The following is a 23181-nucleotide window of genomic DNA, read 5'->3' on the forward strand; positions in this document are numbered from 1 at the left end:
GTAATCCCAACGACTGCACGCGAGATGCTTCACTGCGTTCTGCATGACCGCCTTTAGAAAAGGGCTTACGTTAAACTCTGTGATTTGCTAGTTTACTTCTTAAAGCAGTATTGTCAATACATGACTAGCCATATTCCCTGTTGGAGAAAAAGCCCCCCAGCCATTACTTAACGTCATCGTGCGGGTTCATCACGCGGTTTTGACGGTTAATAGATTCCAGGTGAATGGCGTCGAAGTACTTGAGGATAAAATCTTTGGTGAGGCCTAGCTTGGCACCTTTCTGTACGCCACGATCTAAGATTTCATTCCAGCGGTTGGGCTGAAGAATGGTGATGTCGTTCTCCTTTTTGTAGGTACCAATCTTCTCAGCTACGGCCATGCGGCTGCTAATGAGCTGCATAATCTCGTCGTCGATGTGGTTGATCTGGTCGCGGAGCTTAGCCAGCACGGTCAGGAATTCCTGCTTATCGGTGGTTTCGTGGCGCCAGATGAGGCTGTCGAGGAGGGCTACTAGGTTGGTAGGCGTTACTTGCTGAGCAGCGTCGCTCCAGGCTTGGTCTGGGTCGCGGTGCGACTCCAGCATCAGGCCGTCAAAGTCAAGGTCGATAGCTTTTTGGGCTACATCGGCGAGCAGGTCACGGCGGCCGCAGATGTGGCTGGGGTCGCAGATCAGGGGCAGTTCGGGCATACGGCGCTTCATCTCAATAGGCAATTGCCAGAGCGGCGCGTTGCGGTATTCAGTATTGCCGTAGCTGGAAAAGCCGCGGTGAATCAGGCCGATTTTCTTCACGCCGGCTTTAGCCAGGCGCTCCACCGCTCCAGCCCACAGCTCCACATCGGGATTAATAGGGTTTTTGATGAACACCGGCACGTCGGTGCCGCGCAGGGCATCGGCCACGGCCTGTACCGAAAACGGATTCACTGTCGTGCGGGCACCAATCCAGAGTACGTCCATCTCGAAGGCCAAGCTGTCCTCAACGTGTTTGGGCGTCGCCACTTCCACCATCACGGGCAGGCCGGTTTGCTCGCGGGCCTTTTGTAGCCAGGGCAGACCCTTCGTGCCGATGCCCTCGAAGCCGCCGGGCTTAGTACGCGGCTTCCAGATGCCAGCGCGCAGCATATCGACGCGGCCGGTTTGGGCTAGTTGGTTGCAGGTATCGAGGAGTTGTTCCTCAGTTTCGGCGCTGCAGGGGCCGGAGATGAGCAGGGGCTTTTTGCTGGTAAGCTCAGCGGCCGAGGTGGTGGTGGTTTGGGTATTGTCCATTATTTCAAGATTTTACGAATGAGGTTGGCTTGCTCGATGAGCTGATGAAAAGCGGGGTAGTCTTCTTGTTCCAGCACGTCTTTCATGTGCTGAAGCTGGCGCAAATGCTCACTGAGCACGTCGAGCACATTGAGGCGGTTTTGGCGAAAAATAGGCACCCACATATCCGGCGAGCTTTTGGCCAGACGCACCGTCGACTCGAAGCCGCCGCTGGCCAGGTCGAAGATTTGCTGCTCCTCTTTTTCTTTGTTTAGTACGGTGAGAGCCAGCGCAAAAGAGGTAATATGCGAAATGTGAGAGATGTAAGCCGTGTGCAAATCGTGGGCGGCCCCACCCATGTACACCAGCCGCATCCCTATCTGCTCAAAAATGCCCCCCACGCGACTTACAGCAGCCGGGTCGCTGTGCTCAGCGTCGCAGATGACTAGGGTTTTGCCCTGAAACAAGCCCTGTATAGCCGCTTCTGGACCCGAATACTCGGTGCCTGCCATGGGGTGTACGGCTACGAAACGGGCGCGGCGCGGGTGTTGCTCGACGCAGCCAAGTAGCTTTTGCTTAGTCGAGCCTACGTCGATAACTACCTGGTGATCAGCAACTGAATCCAAAACGTGAGGCAGCAATGTGAGCATGGCATCCATGGGCACGGCCAGTACGATCAAGTCAGCACGGCTGAGGCTGGATGTGAGGTCAGCTACCTCATCGACCAGATTTAAGCTCAGGGCCTTCGTTTGGTTTTCGAAGCTTTGATCTACGCCGATAATATGGGTAGCTAGGCCAGAGTCCCTTAAACTTAGAGCCAGAGAGCCGCCAATTAAACCGACACCTATTATACTGACTATCATATTCTTATCGGAAAATAGGCGCGGAAGCTCGCGCCGTGATGATGCGTTCGAGGGCGGCAGTCAGTACGCTTTCAGGCTGGCATAAGCTCACCCGAATAAAATCGTTGCCATTGCTGCCAAAAATGCCCCCCGGCGTGATAAACACTTTGGCTTGGTACAGCAGTTCGTCGCTGAGAGCGTATCCATCAGCGTAGCCAGCCGGAATTGCCCCCCAGACAAACAAGCCCGTTTGCTGCCGATCAAATTGGCAGCCAATAGTGGTGAGCAAGTTAAAAACCTGCTCGCGACGGGCGCGATACGTAGCATTGAGCTGCTCAAACCAATCAGCTCCCAGACCCAACGCGACAATAGCCCCGCGTTGCACCGGCAGAAACATGCCCGAATCGAGGTTGCTCTTGAAGCGTAGCACCTGTTGCAGCCATTCGGCCCGCCCCACCAGCAACCCCACGCGCCAGCCAGCCATGTTGTGCGATTTACTCAGCGAATTCAGCTCCAAGGCCACTTCTCTGGCTCCCGGCACCGCCAGCAAACTCTGTGGGTTGTCGTTTAGAATAAAGCTGTACGGGTTGTCATGCACCAGCAGAATATTATGCTGCTGAGCAAATGTCACCAAGCGCGTTAGAAACGCTATATCGGCGGGGGCGCCGGTGGGCATGTGCGGATAATTGAGCCACATGAGCTTCACTCGGCTCAGGTCGCGCTGGGCTAAGGCGTCAAGGTCGGGCTGCCAGTTATTGGCGGCCGTCAGGTCGTAGTCGACGGGCGTGGCGCCGCTAAGCTGGGCGGCAGCACGGTACGCGGGGTAGCCCGGATTGGGAATCAGTACCTCATCGCCGGCTTGCAAAAACGTCATGCTGATATGCATAATGCCTTCCTTAGAACCCAGCAGTGGCAGGATTTCATTGGCCGGGTTTAGCTCCACCTGGTAAGCACGCTGATACCACTCGGCCATGGCTTGGCGCAAAGCCGGGCTGCCCTGGTAGCCTTGGTAAGCGTGAGTATTCGGCTGTGCGGCTGTTGTGCTTAAAGCCTCAATTACACTAGGATGCGGCGGCAAATCGGGGCTACCGATGCCCAGGTTGATGACGGCGGCACCCGCCTGGTTCATAGCCTCGATTTCGCGCAGCTTTTGGGAGAAATAATATTCTCCTGTGTGCTGGAGGCGGTCGGCGGTGGAGATATTCATGGTGGTAATTACAGTTGCTAACTGGCGTGTGTTGAGTCGGTTAATTGCTGGTCTCCTCTTTGATAAAGTCCCAACACGCGCAGATCTTCGGTGAGTGGCTCTAAGTCTTGAAGCACTTCGTGGAATTGGTCGGCGTGGTCGAACTCCAGGTCGGCGTGGAAGAAGTACTGCCAGGCGCGCCCAGGCTGGGGAAAGGATTGAAGCTTGGAGAGATTCAGGTCGTGGTCGGCGATTTTGTTGAGTACCCGTGCCAACGAGCCCTTCATGTGGGAAGTGTGAAAATACACCGACGCTTTATTGGCCGTAGTTGGCTGGGGGGCATTTTCGGCCGTGTTGATGATAAGAAAGCGCGTGTAGTTTTCCGGTACCGACTGGATATCAGCCACTCCTATCTCTAAGTCGAAAAGCTCGGCGGCGGCCTTACCAGCTACGGCGGCTATACCCGTCAGATGACCCTCGCGGATGCGCTGAGCACTCAGGGCTGTATCCTCCGTCTCCACAAGCTTCCACTCGGGGTGCTGGTTCAGAAAGTCGGCGCATTGGAGCAGGGCCATGGGGTGAGAGTGAACTTCCCGCAGATCAGCCAAAGTTTGGCCGGGCAACAACAGCAGATGCTGCCGAATAGGCAAATACACCTCACCAATTACCCGCAGCGCGGATTGTTGGAGCAGGTTGTAGTTAGGTAGAATACTACCAGCAATAGAGTTCTCAATGGCCATCACACCACCCGCTGCCGTGCCGCGTGCTACCTGCCGCACCACCTCCGCAAAGGTAGCGCAGGGCGTCACAGCGGTTTCGGGGCCGAAGTACTGGTGAGCGGCTAGCTGGTGAAAGCTGCCAGCGAAGCCCTGAATGGCGATAGTTGGTGTCATGAGGTGCTTGAATTTTTTTCTATGAAAAAGGCCCCCTGGGATACAGGGGGCCTTTTTTGTTGCTTCTTTCGATTAAGCAGTATAAAAGACTCCCTGTTTCTCCCGGTAGAAGAAGTAATAGAAGCCGTAATAAAAAGAAGTGAAGGACTGCATGATTGAAGAATACTCAGGAGATAAAAAAAGCGCCTCTCGGGAATCCGGGGCGCTTGGTTGGTCTGGGTTGGTGTGGGGCAAGCGGCCTCGGTTCTACGCGCTGGCGTAGAAAAAATACGAGGTAAGATAATACCGATTGGAAGCCGTGCGCATGAAGGAAGTAGCCGTTTAGCTGCCCAAATCTGAGGAAACCCGAGCAGGAAAACAAGTTTGCACCAAATTTTTCTGCTTTTATTGGTTGGATCTAAGCCGCTTATGCTATGAATAAGCCTCCGTTGGCATGCCTGATGAGACGATGTAGTAGCTATCTGAAATTTCAAGCTAGCTAATAGAGGTGCAATATTTCCTTCCTCTTAGTACAGGTCAATAAAGCCTAGAATAGGAGGCCGTAGCTGGTGAGCCAACCTGCCGTTGTGCAGAGGGACGTGTGGGGCGACTCGATTCTAATTGACAACACAGCGGAATAAGCATCCGCTAAATATGCTCACTTACTAATGGCCCTTATATCGAGGCAACAGACTAAAGACAGCCTCATGTCAGCTCGTTCATAAAGTGGTATTTCCTCTCCAGCTTAGCACGATGTCTAAGGTCTGTTCCAATGGTAGCAAACCGCTAAAAATGAGTCTTATATTCTGCTGGTATACGCCGAGTAAATGATTAGCTTGCTCCATTAAAACCCAATCATAACTTGGATTTATTCCAGCCACGAGAAGTTGCTCGCTGCGTGGTCATTGCTGCTATGCGTTACTTTCTTTTGCTAGTGGCCTGCGCGCTACTAACCCTGCCCACCCCATTGGCTGCCCAGCGGTCTACCGGCCCTGCCGCCTCACCGACTACCCCTCTGTCCGGCCCCGGGCCGGTGGCGACGCAAACTCCAGCGTCAGCGGCGGCTCGCTACCGCTACTGGGAAGCCGACGTCGATTCCCTGCGCCAGTTGTTGACCACCCAACGCGCCGACACGGCCCGCCTGCGCACGCTCATGCACCTGGCCGATATAGCCCCCGTGTGGAGTGTGACTAACCCCAATGTAGAAGAGACGGCGGAACTGGCCCTGCTCAGTGCTCAACTGCACCAGCCCGAGCAGCGTGCCTACCGCCAGCAAGCGGCCGGAAACCGGCTCCGCCAAGCGAAGGATGTGGCGGCTGCCCTTGACAGCCTGAAAGCCGCCGTAGGGGAGTTCGACCGGCTGGGTCAGCCCGTGCCTCATCTGCTCAGTGTCATGCGTACGCTCTATAACCAGCTGAACCAGAACGAGGCCAAGGGCACTTACTACCAGACCAAGCTGGCCTATTACCGTCAGCGTGGGGCCACCGAAAACATGGCCGCCTGCCACCTCGGTTTGGGGAATTACTACGCGTACCAAGGCGACTACAACCAAGCCATCAGCCACTATCTGCCGCATGTGGCGCTGTATCGCACCTTCAATCGACGTTCCGCCGCGGGTCAGCTGGCCGTAGTCGGAGATATCTACGCCCAGTGGGGCAATACGGACAAAGCTCTGCATTACCTCCAGCAGTCGGTGGCCGAGCAGCGCCGCTGGGGCGGCGACCCCTTCTTTGGCTATAAAACTTTGGCGGAGGTGTATCTACAGCGGCAGGACTACCCAGCTGCCCTGCGCGCCCTCAACCAAGCCCTGCGGCGTCCAACGGGAACAGAAATAACTCCTTTGGCCATAAAGAAAGCTTACACCTTCACGCTGAGAGGGGCCGTGCTCTTAGCCCAGCAACAGCCGCAGAAAGCTGGGCCGTTGCTCCTAGCGGCTCAGCATTTGGTCGACTCGATGCAGTTGCCCCTAAACGCCCCGGCTGGTAACCTGGAGTTGGATGCCACCTGGGCGCGGTACTACGTCGCCACGGGTGATGCCGCCCGGGCGGAAACCCGCTGGCTCGCCGCTTACCGCAAAGCCCGGCAAGCGCAACGAACGCCCCTACGCCTGACCTACCTGCGGGAGCTGACCCGCTTTTACCAGCAGCAGGGAAAACCTGGTCCGGCGGCGCGCTATGCCGTCGCTGCTTTAGCGTTGGGGGACTCGCTTGACACGCGGGAAGAGGCATTGCACGAGGCCCGTTACGAGATTGAGCAAGCCACCCAGGCGCAGACGGCTCGCATTGCCTCGCTGCGGCAAGCCCAGCAGAAGGATGCTGCCCGTGCTCGGCGCCAACGGAATATTCTGTGGGCTGTGCTAGGTGGGGCCGGACTGATTGCGGGGTTCTCGTTTTTGCTCTGGCGGAGCAACCAGCTCAAGCAACGGGCCAACGAGCAACTCAACCAACTGAATGCAGCCGTTACCAGTCAGAAGGGCGAACTGCAAACCCAGCGCGACGAGCTCGACAAGTCGCTTACGGAGCTGCGCGCCACCCAGGCTCAACTGATTCAAAAGGAGAAAATGGCTTCGCTAGGTGAGCTGACGGCCGGCATTGCCCACGAAATTCAGAACCCGTTGAACTTCGTTAATAACTTCTCCGAAGTATCGGCCGAGTTGGTGGAGGAACTGGAAGAAGAGCAGCAGCGCCCCGCCCGCGACGCGGCGCTGGAAGCCGAGCTGCTGGGCGACCTGAAGCAGAACTTGGTCAAAATTACCCAGCACGGACAGCGGGCGGCGGGCATCGTGCGCGGCATGCTGGAACACTCGCGCACCAGCGCCGGAGAGCGCCAACCCACCGACCTAAATCGTTTGACGGAGGAATACCTGCGCCTTGCTTATCAAGGCCAGCGGGCCACCGACAAGACCTTCAATGCCACGCTGCACACGGATTTTGCGGCTGACCTGGCTCCAGTGGAAATCGTGGGAGCGGACGTGGGCCGGGTACTGCTCAACTTATTTAACAACGCTTTCTACGCTGTGCAAAAGCGCCAGCTACGGGGCGACGCCGGGTATCAGCCCACGGTGAGCGTCGAGACCAAGCGAGTGAACGGACAGGTAAAAATCCGGGTGCAGGACAACGGCCTCGGCATTCCGGCCGACGTGCAGGCAAAGATTTTTCAGCCCTTTTTCACCACCAAGCCCACGGGGGAAGGAACTGGACTAGGCCTGTCCCTAAGCCACGATATCATTGCCCAGGGCCACGGCGGAGTACTCGCCGTCGAAAGCCAGGAAGGGCGGGGCTCGGCCTTCACTATCACCCTACCCGCTTAGTTCTTTAGTATCTATGTCAACTTTTCCGCTACCTCGGCTGAAACAGGACGCTGGGCTTTTGAGCCTGGTGCTAACGTTCCTGCTCTTATCCAGCGGTCCGCTGGCGGCTCAAACCTTTTCGCGACGCTACTGGGATGCCAAACTGGATTCGCTGCGGCAGTTGCTGACTACCCAACACGCCGACACGGCTCGCTTGCGGACCTTGATGCATTTGGACGACCTCGGAGGCTATACCTCGGTCGCCGAGAAAATCCCGATAAGTCAGGAATTGGTGCAGCTCACGCGCCGGCTCCAGCGCCCCGAGGCTGCCGCGTATCGGCTGTCCTATGCCTGGTTAACCTTATCCCAGGCCAAAGCGCCGCTGGCCCAACAACTCGACTCGGCCCGGGCGACCCTCGCCGCGTTTGACCGAGTAGGGCGACCCGTGCCGAGAGTGCTTTATGGGCTGTATCCGCTGATGAGGGCACTCGAGCTTCCGGAGACGTACGTAGCCTTCTTCCAAGCCCAGGCGGCGCTCTACCAACGGCGCGGCGCACGGGAGAACCTGTACATGTGCTATCGTATCCTGGGGGGTCAACACGTGCGGCAGGGGGACTATAACCAAGGCATCAGCTACATGCTGCGCGCTGCCGACCTGGCCAGCACCTTCAGCCGTTATCTGCAGGCAAACGAGTTGCAAGTGGCCGGCACCTGGTACGCGGATTGGGGCAACCCAACCAAGGCCCTGCACTTTCTGCGTCAGTCCCTGACCGTGCTCGCGGCCCTGCCCCCGCGCGCCGGGTTCGACACGAACAGCTTCATCTACCGCGGTATGGCTCAGGCCTACCGTCAGTTGCACGACTACCCCGCCGCCCTGCGCTACGCCAACCTGGCCCTGGAGGCCACCCCCACCGACACAACTCGCCGCTACGTCGCCAGCCAGCCAGGGGATTACGCTCACTCCTTAGCCCTAAAAGGGGCGCTCTTGCTCAACCTCGGTCGTCTGAGTGAGGCGAGACCCCTGCTAGCGCGGGCGCAGCAGCTGGCCGATTCGCTCCAGCTAGCCTTGTACAACACCGACGGCGCCCTGGAGCTGGATGCCAGCTGGGCACGCTACTACATGACTCGGGATGAGCCGGCGCGGGCCGAAGCCTACTGGCGCATGGCCTACGCGAAGGCTCGACAGATTAAGCGCGTACCCTTGCAGCTGGCGTATCTGCGCGGGCTAGCTGACTTCTACACCCGGCAAGGGAAAGCAGTGCCGGCCGCCCGCTACTCCCAGGCGGCGCTGGCCCTGACCGATTCCCTGGCAGTCCAGCAGGGGGCATTTCACGTCGCCCAGTATGAGTTCGAGCGGGCCGACCGCGTCCAGCAGGCCCGCATTGCCTCGCTGCGGCAAGCCCAAGTGCAGGAAGCGGCTCGTGCTCGCCGCCAACGAAATATTCTGTGGGCTGTGCTAGGTGGGGCTGGACTGATTGCTGGGTTCTCCTTTTTGCTCTGGCGCAGCAACCGCCTCAAGCAGCGGGCCAACGAGCAGCTCAATCAGCTAAATGCGGCCGTTACCACGCAAAAACAGGAATTGCAAAGCCAGCGCGACCAACTAGACACTTCGCTCACGAAGCTGCGAGCCACCCAGGCCCAACTGATTCAGAAGGAAAAGATGGCTTCTTTGGGGGAGCTAACCGCCGGCATTGCGCACGAGATTCAGAACCCCTTGAACTTCGTGACCAATTTCTCGGACGTATCAGCGGAGTTAGTCGAAGAACTCCAGGAAGCCCTAGCCGTCAATGACGCCGCCGAAGCAACCGAACTAGCCGGCGATTTAGCCCAGAACCTGACGAAAATCAGTCACCACGGGCGTCGGGCGTCGGGCATCGTCAAGGGCATGTTGGAACACAGCCGTACCAGTGAAGGGGAACGGGTACCCACGAACCTGAACGCCCTGGCCGACGAGTACCTGCGCCTGGCTTACCAAGGGCTGCGGGCCACCGATAAAAGCTTCAACGTGACGCTACACACAGATTACGGGGACGAATTGCCCCCCGTGACGATGGTCGGGACGGATGTAGGCCGGGTGCTGCTCAATCTCTACAGCAATGCCTTTTATGCCGTGCGCCAGCGCCAGCAAGCAGGGGAGCCAGAGTATCAGCCTACCGTGCGCGTCGAGACAAAGCGGGTGAATGGACAGGTGGAAATCCGCGTGCAAGACAACGGTACCGGCATTCCTGCCGCCGTGCAAGCGAAAATCTTTCAACCTTTCTTCACCACTAAGCCACCGGGGGAAGGCACGGGCTTAGGTCTCTCGCTGAGCTACGATATTATCACTCAGGGCCACGGTGGTGCCCTCACGGTGGACAGCCAAGAAGGGCACGGGACCACCTTCACTATCACTTTCCTCCTCTAGCGTATGACTGTTTTCTTCTTGCGCCGAGTGGCGGGGTGGCTCGTCCTCGGGCTATTGGTGCTGAGTTACGGACCAGTGAGGGCGCAAACAACGGTGCAATCGGCGGCCCGCCACCGCTACTGGGAAGCCGACGCTGATTCGCTGCGCCAAGTACTCAGCGGTCATCGCTCCGATACGGCCCGGCTGCGTACCCTGCTGCACCTAATCGATTGCTCGTTGTACGCCTCGGAACTGGCAGGGACCGACTTGGCCGCGGTCGTGGCGCTAACCAAGCACCTGCGCCGCCCGGAACACCGCGCCTACCGCTTGCTGCTGGCCGGGACACAGGTGGAGGCCGCCGCCGCGCTCGACAGCCTGCAAGCGGCCGTGACGGCCTTCGACCAGCTGTCTCGGCCGGCGCCGTGGCTTCTGGCCCGCCTGCGCGAGGTCTTCAGCGCCCTCAACCGCGAAGACGCCCGCCTGGCTTACTACCAAGCTAAATGCGCTCAATACCTGCGCAGCGGGGACACCATTAGCCTGGCTGTGTGCTATCACGCCCTGGGCGGCTCCTACACCTACCGGGGCGATTACAACCAAGCCACCAGCCAGTACCTGCGGGCCGCGGAACTAGGCCGCTCGGTCTCCCCGAACTTCTACCACGGCCTTCTGGTGAGTGTGGCCGGCAGCTACGCCAAATGGGGCAACTACGCCAAGGCCCTGCATTACCTGCGCTTATCAACCCGGACCAGGAATAGCAGGACCAACCGGGGCACTTATCTTCGCTTGTTGGGCTATGTATACTTCCAGCAACGGGACTACCCGGCCGCCCTGCGCGCGGCCGACCAGGTGCTCACCTTCGCCGCCGGTTCAGGACCCGCCCCGGCGCGTAGCATCCTGAACGCCAAGGCATACGCCTTGGTGCTGAAAAGCCAGTCACTGCTCGCCTTAGGCCACGTGGCCGAAGCCGGCGGGCTGCTGCCCCAGGCCCAGCACCTGGCCGATTCGCTGCGGCTGCCGCTGGTCACGACGGCCGCCGCGCTGGAGCTGGACGCAGCCTGGGCGCAGTACTACGTCGCTACGGGCGACCAGGACCGGGCGGAAACCCACTGGCTCGCCGCCTACGGCAAAGCCCGCCAGGCCCACAGCACCCCGCTGCGACTGGCCTACCTGCGGGAGTTGACGCGCTTTTACCAGCAGCAGGGAAAGCCCGCTCCCGCCGCGCGTTATGCCGTCGCCGCTTTGGCCTTAGCGGATTCGCTGGACACCAAGGAAGGGGCGATGCACGTGGCCCGCTACGAGATTGAGCAAGCCGACCGTGCCCAGACGGCCCGCATTGCGGGCTTGCGGCAAGCCCAGCAGCAGGACGCCGCCCGTGCCCGCCGTCAGCGGAACATCCTCTGGGCGGTATTGGGTGGGGCAAGCCTGATTGCCGGCTTCTCGTTTTTACTCTGGCGCAGCAACCGGCTCAAGCAGCGGGCCAATGAACAACTCGAGCGGCAACGCGACGAGACGGCCCAGGCTCTGACGGAGCTGCGCACGACCCAGGCCCAACTGATTCAGAAAGAGAAGATGGCCTCGCTGGGGGAACTCACAGCCGGTATCGCCCACGAGATTCAGAACCCCTTGAACTTCGTGACTAACTTCTCGGACGTGAGTACGGAGTTGATGTTGGAGCTGCAGGAAGCCCACCTAGGGGGCGATGGCGAGGAGGTGGCCGCCCTGGCCGGAGACGTGACGGAGAACCTGACCAAAATCCGCCAGCACGGGCAACGGGCCAGCAGTATTGTACGCGGCATGCTCGAGCACGCCCGTCCCAGCAGCGGGGAGCGAATTCCGACCAACATCAATGCGCTGTGTGAGGAATACCTGCGCCTAGCCTACCAGGGGCAGCGCACGAAAACGCCATTGTTTGAGGTCGAGGTAATCACGGATTTTGCCCCCCAGATACCTTTAACAAACCTCGTAGCTGCCGACCTGGGGCGGGTGTTGCTCAACCTCTACAGCAATGCCTTCTACGCTCTACATGCGCGGCAGCAGGGAAGCGAGCAGGATTTTACGCCGACGCTCCGGGTGAGCACAAAACACGGAGGGAAACACGTGGAAATTCGGGTAGAAGACAACGCCACCGGTATGCCCGAGAGCGTCCAGGCGAAAATCTTCCAGCCCTTCTTTACCACCAAGCCAACGGGGGAGGGTACGGGTCTGGGTCTTTCCCTCTCCTATGACATTATTGCCCAGGGCCATGGTGGCACGCTCAGCGTCGAAAGCCAGGAAGGCCGCGGCACGACATTTATTATCACCCTGCCCGTGTAGCTTGTGCTCTAAACTAAGTGTGGGGGCTTGCAGCCGCTATTTTCACTACTGGTACATCTGCCAATCTGCTATATTAAAGGCTCTGATATAGTTTCTCACCTCGCCAAGTTCCTGAACACTACTCTATGCCAAAACCTACAAACTGCTCCGGCCGAAAGCCTACTGACTATTATGGGAGACTGGAAAAACAGGCTTTAAAGCCCGTACCAATTCCCGCTCAATATTCCGAACGCAGTAAAGAGACCACTTGTCAACGAGCCATTGACGGGGGGCAAATTTTGCTCCCACCACTTGCATTCTGCACACTCGAGGGTGATTTTAAGCTCATCTTCTTCCTTCCTCAACTATGAAAAAGTATTACGGTTTGCTGCTGCTCTTGCTAGCATCGCTTCCAGCCTTAGCTCAAACCAAATCCAATCTGGCGTATTACCTGCCCCAGACAGTTACCTATAACCCAGCCATCCCAACGCCGGCCTCGGTGCTGGGCTATGAAGTGGGAGAATGGCACGTGAGCCACGACCAGTTGCTCATGTATATGCGGGCCGTGGATGCGGCCTCCGACCGGGTTACGCTCACGGAATACGCTCGCACGCATGAGCACCGGCCGCTGGTATTACTGACGATTACCTCACCCGAAAACCAGCGCAACATCGCGCAAATCAAGGCGCAGCACCATCAGCTAACCGACCCGGCCGCATCAGGTCGGCTGGATATCAGCCGGATGCCGGCTGTGCTCTGGATGGGATATAGCGTGCACGGCAATGAGCCTAGCGGCACCAACGCCTCTCTCCTAGCCGTGTATTATCTGGCAGCGGCCCAGGGCTCAGACATCGATCAAACGCTGCGCAACACGGTGATTCTGGTAGACCCCAGCATCAATCCTGACGGTATGAGCCGGTTTGCCAGTTGGGTAAACTCGCGTCGTAGCAAAACGCTTGTAACCGACCCCAATAACCAGGAGCAAAACGAAACCTGGCCCAGCGGACGCTTCAATCATTACTGGTTTGACCTCAACCGGGACTGGCTGCCGCTTCAGCACCCCGAGTCACGGGGGCGCCTCCAGCAGTTCCATGCCTGGAAGCCCAATCTGCTGACGGATCACCATGAGATGGGCACCAATTCCACGTTCTTCTTTCAGCCCGGCGTACCTGCGCGCAAGCACCCTCTTACTCCGAACCGCAACTTCGAACTCACAAAAAGCATTGCTGGCTACCACGCTAAAGCTTTGGATAAGATTGGCTCCCTGTACTTTACAGAAGAAGGATACGATGACTTCTACTACGGCAAGGGCTCAACCTATCCCGACGTGAATGGGGCCGTAGGCATCTTGTTTGAGCAGGCCAGCACCCGAGGCCACGCCCAAGAAAGCGTGAACGGCGTGTTGCGCTTTCCCTTCGCCATTCGCAACCAGGTAGCCACTACGCTCTCGTCCATTGCAGCCGTGCAAGCGATGCGGGTCGATTTGCTGACTTACCAGCGCGACTTTTACCAACAAGCAGCACGCGAAGCGCGTGATCAGGGTGTGCAAGCCTACGTGTTTGGTGCCGATCAGGATCCTGCGCGCTCCTCCGAGCTGGCTCGTATTATTCACCAGCACCAGATTGCCATATATCGCCCCAAAAGCCCCCTGAAGCTGGATGGCCACACTTTTACGCCCTCCAATGCTTATATAGTGCCCACCGATCAGCCCCAGTTTCGGCTGATTCAGTCTATGTTCGAGGAGCGTACGAAGTTTCAGGACAGTATTTTCTATGATATCTCCGCTTGGACTCTGCCTCACGCGTTTGGACTAGCCACTGCCTCCGTGACCAAAGCCCCTAAATCGGGCTTACTAGGCCAGCGCCTCGACAGCATTAGTTTTCCAACGGGCCGATTAGTGGGCGATAAAACTGCCTACGCGTATGCCTTTAGCTGGCACGGCTATTATGCTCCTCGAGCCCTAAATACCCTGCTGGCCCGCAAAGTGACGGTGAAAGTAGCCACCGAGCCGTTTTACATCGGCACCCAGAAAATGGATTACGGCAGCATTCTGGTGCCAGCGGGTTTGCAAACAGTTTCCGCCGACACCCTTTACGCCCTCATGCAACGAGTAGCCGCGGAAAATGGCCTCGACGTGGTGGGCATTACCACTGGCTTGTCGGAGCAGGGACTAAAGCTGGGTAGCGCAAACTTTCTGACCTTGAAAAAACCCGAAATTATGCTGCTGGCTGGTACGGGGGTGAGCCCAGCTGAGGTAGGTGAAGCGTGGCACCTGCTCGATCAACGCTTCGGCATGACGCCGAGCCTTGTTGCTCCCGAAGCACTAGACCGCGTTAATCTGGACAGGTACACGGTTATTGTCATGTCGGATGGAATTTACAACGGCATTTCTGCTCCTACTCGCGAGAAATTGCGCACGTGGGTACAGCGGGGCAACACGTTGCTAGCCCTTGGTAGAGGAGCTAAGTGGCTAGCCGACAATGGACTTTCTACCGCTAAGTTTAAAGCCGTTGGCTCCATACCGACACCTGTCGCCCCAGAAGTGGCGGCCGGAGCCGGTACGTCGGGGCCTCCTACTCCTAAGGTAGCCTCCCCTGCAGCACCGCCCCAGCCAAGGATTGCCCCCCAGCAGCCGTATGTGAGCATGCGTAATACTTCTAGCGCTCAGGAAATTCCGGGCTCTATCTTTCATGCCCGCCTCGATTTGACGCACCCGCTAGGCTACGGCTACGACAGTCCCGATGTATTCTTGTTTCGCGACCATACCGTATTCATGGAGCGCTCGGCTAGTCCTTATGCCAATCCGCTGATGTATACCGCCCAGCCTTTAGCCAGCGGATTCATTTCTAAAGCGAACGAGCGGAAGCTACGCAGCACCGCCGCTGTGGATATTGCCGACGTCGGCGCTGGTCGTGTTATTTCCTTGATAGATAATCCCAACTTTCGGGCATTCTGGTACGGCACCAACAAGCTGTTTTTAAACAGCATCTTTTTCGGGCAATTCATGCGTGCCGGCAGCCCAATCCCAAGTGAGGAGTAATTTTGAGGCTTCATCCTGTTTAGTGTTAATGACTGCTTTTCGAGTTGAGAGCTTTCTGCTGATAGGGATGATATAGGCCGTTCTATTCAGAATTGAAAAGCCGCTAAGAGTTGCCCAGTATGGCGGTTCTTGGCGGCTTTTCTATGTTACACTTCAGATTGTGAACCCGCTCTTCATGACGACTTAATTTAATAGGCCCAAAAAGTTCTTCCATGACTCACTCAGCGCGCCAAGGCGGAACTCTGCCCCCCAAGCAGTAGCTTCCCGCTTCATTGGCTGCCTGCTCTGCACCTTATGTTCTTCAAACGCCGTCGTCCTGAGTTGCCTGCCGCGTTAGCCGATGCGGAGTTGCTGGTGCGCTACCGGCAACACGGTAATGTGGCCGACTTAGGTGTTCTTTATGAGCGACATATGGTAGCAGTGCTGGCTATTTGTCGGCGCTACCTGCGCGATGAGGACGATGCGAAAGACGCGGTGATGCAGCTATTTGAAAAGCTGGTGGAAAGCCTACAGCGGCACGAGGTCGATAACTTTCCAGCTTGGCTGCATACCACAGCTCGCAATCACTGTCTGATGATTTTGCGCGCCCGACAGCGCGCAGGTCCGAATGGCGGCGCGCTCGTGTTGCACTTTCCGGATGCAGTCGGTATGGAATCGGCGGTGGCCGCGCATCTACCTCCTGATGACCCCGACGAAGCTGCTTTGACCGAAGAACGCCTGCAAGCCTTGGAACTCGCCCTGGCTGAGCTGCCACCCGGTCAGCGACGATGTTTGGAACTGTTTTACCTCGAAAAGCAGTGTTATCGTACCATCGCTACCATCACCGGCTTCGAACTGGGCTTAGTAAAAAGTCACCTGCAAAACGGCAAGCGCAACCTCAAACGATACTTAGAGTCTTCTTCTCCTGATGCGGCCCACTGACCAGCTACCTTCTCCACTTTTGCCCCCCGAACCCGGTGGGCACCTGCCTGTGGCCTTGCTGCGGCAGTACGTGGCCGGTACGCCAGCGCCAGCCGATCAGCACCGCGTGGAGGCACACACCCTTGATTGTCAGCGCTGTGCCGAAGTATTGGAAGGCCTGGAGATGGCCGACGCCGCTACCACCGACCACAGCCTAACCGACCTACAAAGTCGCCTGCGCACTCGCGTAGCGCCGGATATCAGCCGGAAGTCAGCGGCAGATTGGCCTTGGCTGCAAATGGCCAGCGTCGTGTTATTACTAATAGCTAGCATCGTTGGCTGGCGGCTCAATCAATCCAAAACCGAGGCGCAATCGGAGCCGGTAGCAACGGTAATGCGCAGGGAAGAGATAGAAGCACAACAAAAGACAATGACGCCGCCAGCGCCCCAACCCGAGGTGGAGGCGATGGAATCGAAGCCGATGCCAGCGGAGATAGTGGCAGCTGATGCGTCAGAACCTGAATTGACTCGGTTGGTGCCATCGCGGGCAGTGGCTTCCGCTCAATTAAGAGCAGCTGGTCGTACCCGCTCGGCTCGTATGGCTGAATCGGTCAATGCTGGTATAGCAGCGATAAGAACCGAGTCTTCTGATCGGAAAGATAAAGTAGTATCGGATAGTACTTCTACCCCAAACTTAGCGGGGGCGGCCGAAGCGCCGACAGTTGCTTCCGCTTCCGCCCCTCTCCCACCCGACCGGGCACGTACTTCTCTGGCTCGAGCTACAGCGCCCACTGCTGCCCCCCCTGCCGACTCAGGCCAGCAAGTTGCAAAAATGCCCCCCAGTAGCGATGCGCGGTCTTTGGCAAGCAATGCTCCGGGTTCAAGCATGAGCATGGTTCGAGGCCGAATTACAGACCAGCGCTCCGGTGAAGGATTGCCTGGGGTGACGGTGCTGGTGAAAGGCACCCAGCAAGGTGTGAGTACCCAGGCCGACGGCTCCTTCGCGCTGCCCGTAACCGATAGCCAATCGACCCTGACGATTGCCTCTATCGGTTATCAGACAAGAGAATATAAGCTGACCAATCCAAGTGCTCCGCTCACCCTGGCCCTCGCCTCCGATACCAGGAGCCTCAGCGAAGTGGTAGTGACACGCAAAGGCAAAATGCCCGCGCCACCAACCGTTGGTCCCGCGCCAGCAGGAGGCCTACCAGCTTTTCACGAATACTTAAAAGAGGAGTTGAAATACCCCGAAAAGGCTTTGCGAGATCGTACGCAGGGAACGGTGAAACTACGATTCACGGTAACTGCCAGCGGTGCTATTGAGGATTTGAAAGTCGTGAGCAGCCTGAGCAAGGAGTGCGACGAAGAAGCCATGCGCCTGGTGCGCGAAGGACCGGCCTGGTTTCCGGGCATTATCGGGGGACGCCGTACAGCTCAGCAGGTGCGTATTACGGTGCCGTTTCGTTTATAGAAATTATGGCGGCCGTGGTGCTACGACTGACTGATTCATTTTCAAGTTAAGACTCAACAAAAAAGCCCCCCCAGACGAACTCTGGGGGGGCTTTTTTCTGGTTCAACTTACTTTTTAGCCACTGTAGCCACCACCGCTTTCGGAGGCAGTAGCGCTGCCACCGGGCTCTACTTCGCGGGGCAGGTCGGGCTGAGTTTTCATTTCTACGTGACTGTAATCGGGAGTGCCACCGCCGGTTCCGGGCGTTTCGGCTTGCTCAGTTTCGGCGCTGCCAATGGCGCCAGCGTTCCACTTGTGCAGCACCTCGAAGGTAATTTTGGCCGTGATGCGGTACTCCACAATCCGGTTGTCCTGCACTTTGCAGCTCTGGTCTTTGATGTAGATCGAGCGGATGCCCTTGAGCGTGGTGCTGGCTTCGGTAAGGGCGCGCTGGAGGGCGTCTTCGAAGCTTTTGTCGGAGCTGGCCAGTACTTCAATTACTTTTTTGATGCTACTCATAGCTTGGGGCGTTTGGAGGTGGAAAAGAGCTTTAGAACGACTCCGAAGGGAGCCAGAAGGGTTGTACGCAAGCGCGCGTTGACTGGCTGAGTCCTAACATTGCCCCCCGACCCGGCGTTACGTACTTTTACCCCCTCGAACCAATTTGCCACCTCAGCATTCCGCTTCATGAATTTTCGCACCGAGAAAGACACCATGGGCCCCGTACAGGTGCCCGCCGACGCCTACTACGGCGCCCAAACCCAGCGCTCCATTGATAACTTTCGCATTGCTCAGGATATCAACCGAATGCCGAAGGAAATCATCCGCGCCTTTGCCTATCTGAAGAAAGCCGCCGCCCTCACCAACCGCGACGCCGGCGTATTATCAGCCGAAAAAGCCGAGCTGATTGGTCGCGTGTGCGACGAGATTCTGGAGGGCAAGCTGGACGCGGAGTTTCCGCTGGTGGTGTGGCAAACCGGCTCGGGTACGCAGTCGAACATGAATGTGAACGAGGTGGTAGCTTACCGCGGCCACGTATTGCAGGGTGGCCAGCTCAGCGACGAGAAGAAAGCCTTGGCTCCTAACGACGACGTAAACAAGTCGCAAAGCTCGAACGACACCTTCCCCACGGCCATGCACATCGCGGCCTACAAGATTCTGGTGGAAGTGACGATGCCCGGCATTGAGAAGCTGCGCGACACACTTAAGCGGAAGTCGGAGGAGTATATGCATGTGGTGAAAATTGGCCGCACCCACCTCATGGACGCTACGCCGCTAACTGTAGGCCAGGAGTTTTCGGGCTACGTATCGCAGCTCGACCACGGCTTGCGGGCTATCAAAAACACGCTGGCTCACTTGTCGGAGCTGGCCTTGGGCGGTACAGCCGTCGGTACGGGCATCAATACGCCCCCCAACTACTCCGAAAACGTTGCCAAGCATATTGCTGACCTAACAGGTCTACCCTTTGTGACAGCCGAAAATAAGTTTGAGGCTTTGGCCGCTCACGACGCCATTGTGGAGGCGCACGGCGCTTTGAAAACGGTAGCCGCCAGCCTAATGAAGATTGCCAACGACATTCGGCTGTTGGCTTCCGGCCCGCGCGCTGGCATTGGCGAGCTGTATATTCCTGATAATGAGCCCGGCTCCAGCATTATGCCCGGCAAAGTAAACCCCACCCAGAGCGAGGCTATGACTATGGTAGCCGCGCAGGTGATGGGCAACGACGTAGCCATCAACATCGGCGGCATGAACGGCCACTTCGAGCTGAACGTGTTTAAGCCTCTGATGATCTACAACTTCCTGCACTCGGCCCGCCTCATCGGTGATGTGTGCGTGTCGTTTAATGATAAGTGCGCGGAAGGCATCAAACCCATCGAAGAGAACATCAAGAAGCACGTAAACAGCTCCCTGATGCTGGTAACGGCCCTGAACCCTCACATCGGCTACTACAAAGCGGCCGAAATTGCCCAAACTGCCCACCGCGAAGGCAGCACCCTCAAGGAAACGGCGCTCAAGCTCGGCTACCTCACCGAAGAGCAGTTTAATGAGTGGCTGAAGCCAGAGGATATGGTGGGCGAGATAAAGAAGTAGCCCACGCTACAACCTTGTTGAGTGAGTCTACGAACAACGGGCGACCAGCTATCAGGCTGGGCGCCCGTTTTCATGTCTGCCTATCCCCAATTCGTTGCGCCATTTCGTGCCTTTCTTGACCAGATTCCTGATGCCGGCCGCGTAGTCGTGTTTTGCCATTTTGATGCGGACGGACTGGCTGCGGGGGGCTTATTTGGGCGCGGACTAAACCGAATTAATGCCAGTTGGGAAGTGGAAGTTTTGCCCTCTGGTAAGGGTGAAAACGCCTTTTTAACGCCTGCGGTGCGCGAGAAGCTGTTGGCCTTCGAGCCTGATGCCCTTATTGTCACTGACCTGGGTGTGCATGAAAATGGCACCTTGGAAACAGACGGCATACCTGTGCTTTACGTGGACCATCACATTCCCGAAGGTCAGCCGCCGGCCGGTGCTACCGTGCTCACCGGCTACGGCCTGGAGCCCGTTCCCTGCTCGGCTTGGCTGGCCTATGAGCTGCTGGCCGCCGAAACCGACATGACCGACTTGCGCTGGGTGGCGGCCATCGGAATTATTTCCGATTTGGGCGACCAAGCGCAGTGGCCGCCGCTGGCCGAAACCAAAAAGCAGCATACCGCCAAGTGGCTCAAGGAGGCCGTAGCTATGTGCAATGCCGCTCGTCGCGCGGGCGCCTTTGACCTAGATTTGCCCTTGCAGTATTTGCTGCACGATGATAACCCGCGTGGTCTGGCTCAAGACGAAACATTGGCCGCCTACCGCGCAGAAGTAGCCGCAGCCTTGGCCATCGCACGCAAAATGCCCCCCAAGTTCCCGCCCAAAGGGCCTGACGCCGCGCCAGTGGCAATTATCACCATTGATTCGCCCTGCCAGATTCACCCGCTCGTTGCCCAGCAATGGATTCAGCGCCTGCCCGATAGAGTGGTGCTATGTGCTAACCTTGGCTACTTGCCCGATGGTGCCGTGGCTATATCGGGGCGGGCTGCCAGCCGCGACCTCCATATTCCGAATATGCTGCGGGCGGCGTTTGCCCGAATTGGCGCTACCCCGCCCGCTAACTTTGCTCATGGTCACCCGCAGGCTAGTGGGGGGCATTTACCACCTGCTGAGTATAAGTTGTTGTTGCAAGGGCTGGGGTTTACGGAGTGAATAAAGCTCTATGAGCTATGTTTGAATTCTATCGTCCTCCACTCCTCATACGCAAAGCGCGCACCTAATACCCGAAGAGCTCTAGTCAAATTGTTGGCCGCTACAGCCCTTTGAACATCAACTTCTGCCTGCCTTGAAAGCCTCTCCGCTATGAGCGGGGGGCTTTTATTTTGTCTATGGACACGGTATTGCTCGCGTGGCAGCAGCTTGAATAAGTAGTTAGATACCAGGGAATTTAGATGTACCTTACTTGAGTCCATAAACATCTTGCTTTAACCAAGTTTCCACCTGCCCCATTTATGAAAAGACCCTTACTTAGTCTACTATGGCTACTGCCCTTAGGCGCGCTGGCCCAGCAACCCACCACTGTGAGTCCGGCCCGCCGAGAGGAGGGAAATCTGGTTATCGAACGGATTCCGACGCCTACGCCTGCCTTACGCGAACGACTGAACGCTTACCAGAATGCCCGCTCAGCTGGCTTGCTCGATTGGGACCACCAAGGCGGTATTTATATCAGCACCCGCTTTGGCGATGCCGCGCAGGTGCACCACGTAGCGGCGCCCGGTGCCGACCGGCGCCAGCTAACGTTCTTTCCCGAGCCTGTGGGCGGCGCCTCCGTGAGCCCCGATCCTAAGCACAATGGCTTCGTATTTTCTAAGGATGTAGGTGGCAATGAAAATCGCCAAAACTACTGGTTCGACCGTGCCACTGGCCAGTACACCCTGCTTACTGATGGCAAAAGCCAGAACGGAGGCGTGCTGTGGAGCACCCGCGGCGACCGGTATGTATACAACAGCACCCGTCGCAACGGCCGCGACTATGATTTGTACATGGCCCCAGTGGGCAACCCTAAAGCCGAGAAGCGCCTGCTGGAAGTAAGCGGTTCTTGGAACGCCGCCGACTGGAGTCCCGACGACCAAACCATCGTGGCGCAGGAGTATATATCGGCTAACGAAAGCCACCTGTTTCTGCTGGACGTGGCCACAGGTAAAGCCACACCTCTCAATCCCAAAAACGAAAAAATATCCTACGGTTCGGCGCTGTTTAGCGAGGATGGCAAGGGCCTATACTTAGTCAGCGATGAGGGCACAGAGTTTCATACTTTGCGCTACTATAACCTGGCTACCAAGCAGCAAACGCCGCTCACAGCCGGCATCAGCTGGGACGTAGACGAAATGGAAATGACCCCCAAAGGCGACCTGCTGGCTTTTACAGTGAATGCCGATGGCTTCAGCGAGTTGTACTTGCTGACCACCAAAACCGGCAAATACGAGCGAGTGAAAAATGTCCCCCAGGGCCTGATCGGCGGGCTTAAGTTCAGTCGTGATGGGCAGCGGCTGGGCTACACCTTTTCCAACGCCAAGACTGCCGGTGATGTGTACTCGCTGGCGCTAAAAGGCAACCAAACTACGCGCTGGACACAAAGCGAAATCGGGGGCTTGAATCCGGCTACTCTGGTAGAGCCCTCGCTGGTGCGCTACCCTACTTTTGACCAAATAAATGGACAGCCGCGTCAGATTCCGGCTTTCGTGTACAAGCCTGCTAGCCGCAAGGGCAAGCTGCCCGTTATTATCAATATTCATGGTGGACCAGAGGGACAAGCTCGGCCCGGCTTCGACCCATCTACTCAGTACATGGTGCAGGAGTTGGGGGTGGCGGTCATCTTCCCCAACGTACGCGGCTCATCGGGCTACGGCAAAACCTACCTAGCGGCCGACAACGGCATGAAGCGTGAAGATTCGGTGCAGGACATCGGCAAGCTGCTCGACTGGATTGCGACACAACCGGACCTCGATGCGGGCCGCGTGGCTGTGTACGGTGGCTCCTATGGCGGCTACATGGTGTTGGCCTGCATGACTAACTTCAATAACCGCCTGCGCGCTGGCATTGATGTGGTGGGTATTAGCAACTTCGTGACCTTTCTGGAAAGCACCTCAGAGTACCGCCGCGACTTGCGGCGGGCCGAGTACGGCGACGAGCGGGACCCGGCCATGCGGGCCTATATGCAGAAGATTGCGCCCCTGAACAATGTGCAGAAAATCACGAAGCCGATGATGATTGTGCAGGGCCAAAATGACCCGCGTGTGCCCTACACCGAGGCCGAACAAATGCTCTCAGCCCTCAAGAAAAACGGCAACGACGTCTATTTCCTCATGGCGAAAGACGAAGGTCACGGATTCCGTAAAAAAAGTAACCGTGATTATCAGTCGGCGGCCATGTCGGAGTTCATTGAGCAATACTTAGTGAGTGAGCAAGCCAAATAGGGGCGGTTTGCTGGTAATAGCTGCTTTTCAACACGCCCCATGAGCACTTTAACGCTGCACTGTATGTACTTGTGACGGTCCCTTAAGTCAAGCTGCTGCTAAAGCTCAACTGTATGTGTAAAGCCACCACTCCTACCTGGAGTGGTGGCTTTTCTTTTTTCCAGCATCTTTAGGGCTGTCTTTCACGCA

General features: G+C 57.4%; 14 protein-coding genes. 9 read left to right on the forward strand and 5 right to left on the reverse strand.

The features are described 5' to 3' along the window. Positions 1-163 precede the first annotated feature (163 nt). From H8B13_RS15505 to H8B13_RS15520, 4 genes are read right to left on the reverse strand one after another with little or no spacing between them, the layout of a single operon-like run. Positions 164-1264: a chorismate mutase gene (locus tag H8B13_RS15505; RefSeq protein ID WP_187311734.1), complete on the reverse strand. Its 1101-nt coding sequence runs from the start codon at positions 1262-1264 to the stop codon at positions 164-166. Continuing rightward, positions 1264-2106, reverse strand: a complete 843-nt coding sequence (locus H8B13_RS15510) for a prephenate dehydrogenase (protein WP_187311735.1) — start codon at positions 2104-2106, stop codon at positions 1264-1266. Before H8B13_RS15510 ends, H8B13_RS15505 begins: the two co-directional genes overlap by 1 nt. 4 nt (positions 2107-2110) lie before the next feature. Then, positions 2111-3292, reverse strand: coding sequence for a pyridoxal phosphate-dependent aminotransferase (locus H8B13_RS15515; RefSeq protein WP_187311736.1), 1182 nt, complete (start codon positions 3290-3292; stop codon positions 2111-2113). A gap of 17 nt (positions 3293-3309) precedes the next feature. Continuing rightward, entirely contained in the window at positions 3310-4164 is an 855-nt protein-coding gene (locus H8B13_RS15520) for a prephenate dehydratase (protein WP_187311737.1), read from the reverse strand. Positions 4165-5056: 892 nt separating this feature from the next. Between H8B13_RS15520 and H8B13_RS21300 the strand changes: the two genes are divergently transcribed. From H8B13_RS21300 to H8B13_RS15550, 6 genes are all read left to right on the forward strand, one after another. Next, positions 5057-7453 carry an ATP-binding protein gene (locus H8B13_RS21300; protein ID WP_261990408.1) on the forward strand — a complete coding sequence of 799 codons (2397 nt, stop codon included), beginning with the start codon at positions 5057-5059 and terminating at the stop codon, positions 7451-7453. A 13-nt stretch (positions 7454-7466) separates the two neighbouring features. Continuing rightward, complete coding sequence (locus H8B13_RS21305) at positions 7467-9836, forward strand: ATP-binding protein (RefSeq protein WP_261990409.1); 2370 nt, start codon at positions 7467-7469, stop codon at positions 9834-9836. A gap of 3 nt (positions 9837-9839) precedes the next feature. Then, a complete protein-coding gene (locus tag H8B13_RS21310) occupies positions 9840-12128 on the forward strand; it encodes an ATP-binding protein (protein WP_261990410.1) in 2289 nt (762 codons plus the stop codon). A 346-nt stretch (positions 12129-12474) separates the two neighbouring features. Further along, positions 12475-15147, forward strand: a complete 2673-nt coding sequence (locus tag H8B13_RS15540) for a M14 family metallopeptidase (RefSeq protein WP_187311738.1) — start codon at positions 12475-12477, stop codon at positions 15145-15147. Between the two features lie 294 nt (positions 15148-15441). Next, entirely contained in the window at positions 15442-16068 is a 627-nt protein-coding gene (locus tag H8B13_RS15545; protein ID WP_187311739.1) for an RNA polymerase sigma factor, read from the forward strand. 19 nt (positions 16069-16087) lie between these two features. Next, a complete protein-coding gene (locus H8B13_RS15550) occupies positions 16088-17518 on the forward strand; it encodes a TonB family protein (RefSeq protein ID WP_187311740.1) in 1431 nt (476 codons plus the stop codon). A gap of 114 nt (positions 17519-17632) precedes the next feature. Here the strand turns inward: H8B13_RS15550 and H8B13_RS15555 are convergent, their stop codons facing one another. Further along, a complete protein-coding gene (locus H8B13_RS15555) occupies positions 17633-18016 on the reverse strand; it encodes a dodecin family protein (protein ID WP_187311741.1) in 384 nt (127 codons plus the stop codon). 168 nt (positions 18017-18184) lie between these two features. Here H8B13_RS15555 and fumC point away from each other — a divergent pair, with 168 nt between their 5' ends. The 3 genes from fumC (at position 18185) to H8B13_RS15570 (ending at position 22992) form a co-directional block, all read left to right on the forward strand. After that, on the forward strand, positions 18185-19588 hold the full coding sequence (fumC, locus tag H8B13_RS15560; protein WP_187311742.1) for a class II fumarate hydratase: 1404 nt from the start codon (positions 18185-18187) through the stop codon (positions 19586-19588). Positions 19589-19660: 72 nt separating this feature from the next. Beyond that, a complete protein-coding gene (locus tag H8B13_RS15565; RefSeq protein ID WP_187311743.1) occupies positions 19661-20728 on the forward strand; it encodes a DHH family phosphoesterase in 1068 nt (355 codons plus the stop codon). 299 nt (positions 20729-21027) lie between these two features. Further along, positions 21028-22992: a prolyl oligopeptidase family serine peptidase gene (locus H8B13_RS15570; RefSeq protein ID WP_187311744.1), complete on the forward strand. Its 1965-nt coding sequence runs from the start codon at positions 21028-21030 to the stop codon at positions 22990-22992. Positions 22993-23181 lie beyond the last annotated feature (189 nt).

Source organism: Hymenobacter sp. BT188, from assembly GCF_014333585.1.
Lineage (GTDB): Bacteria > Bacteroidota > Bacteroidia > Cytophagales > Hymenobacteraceae > Hymenobacter.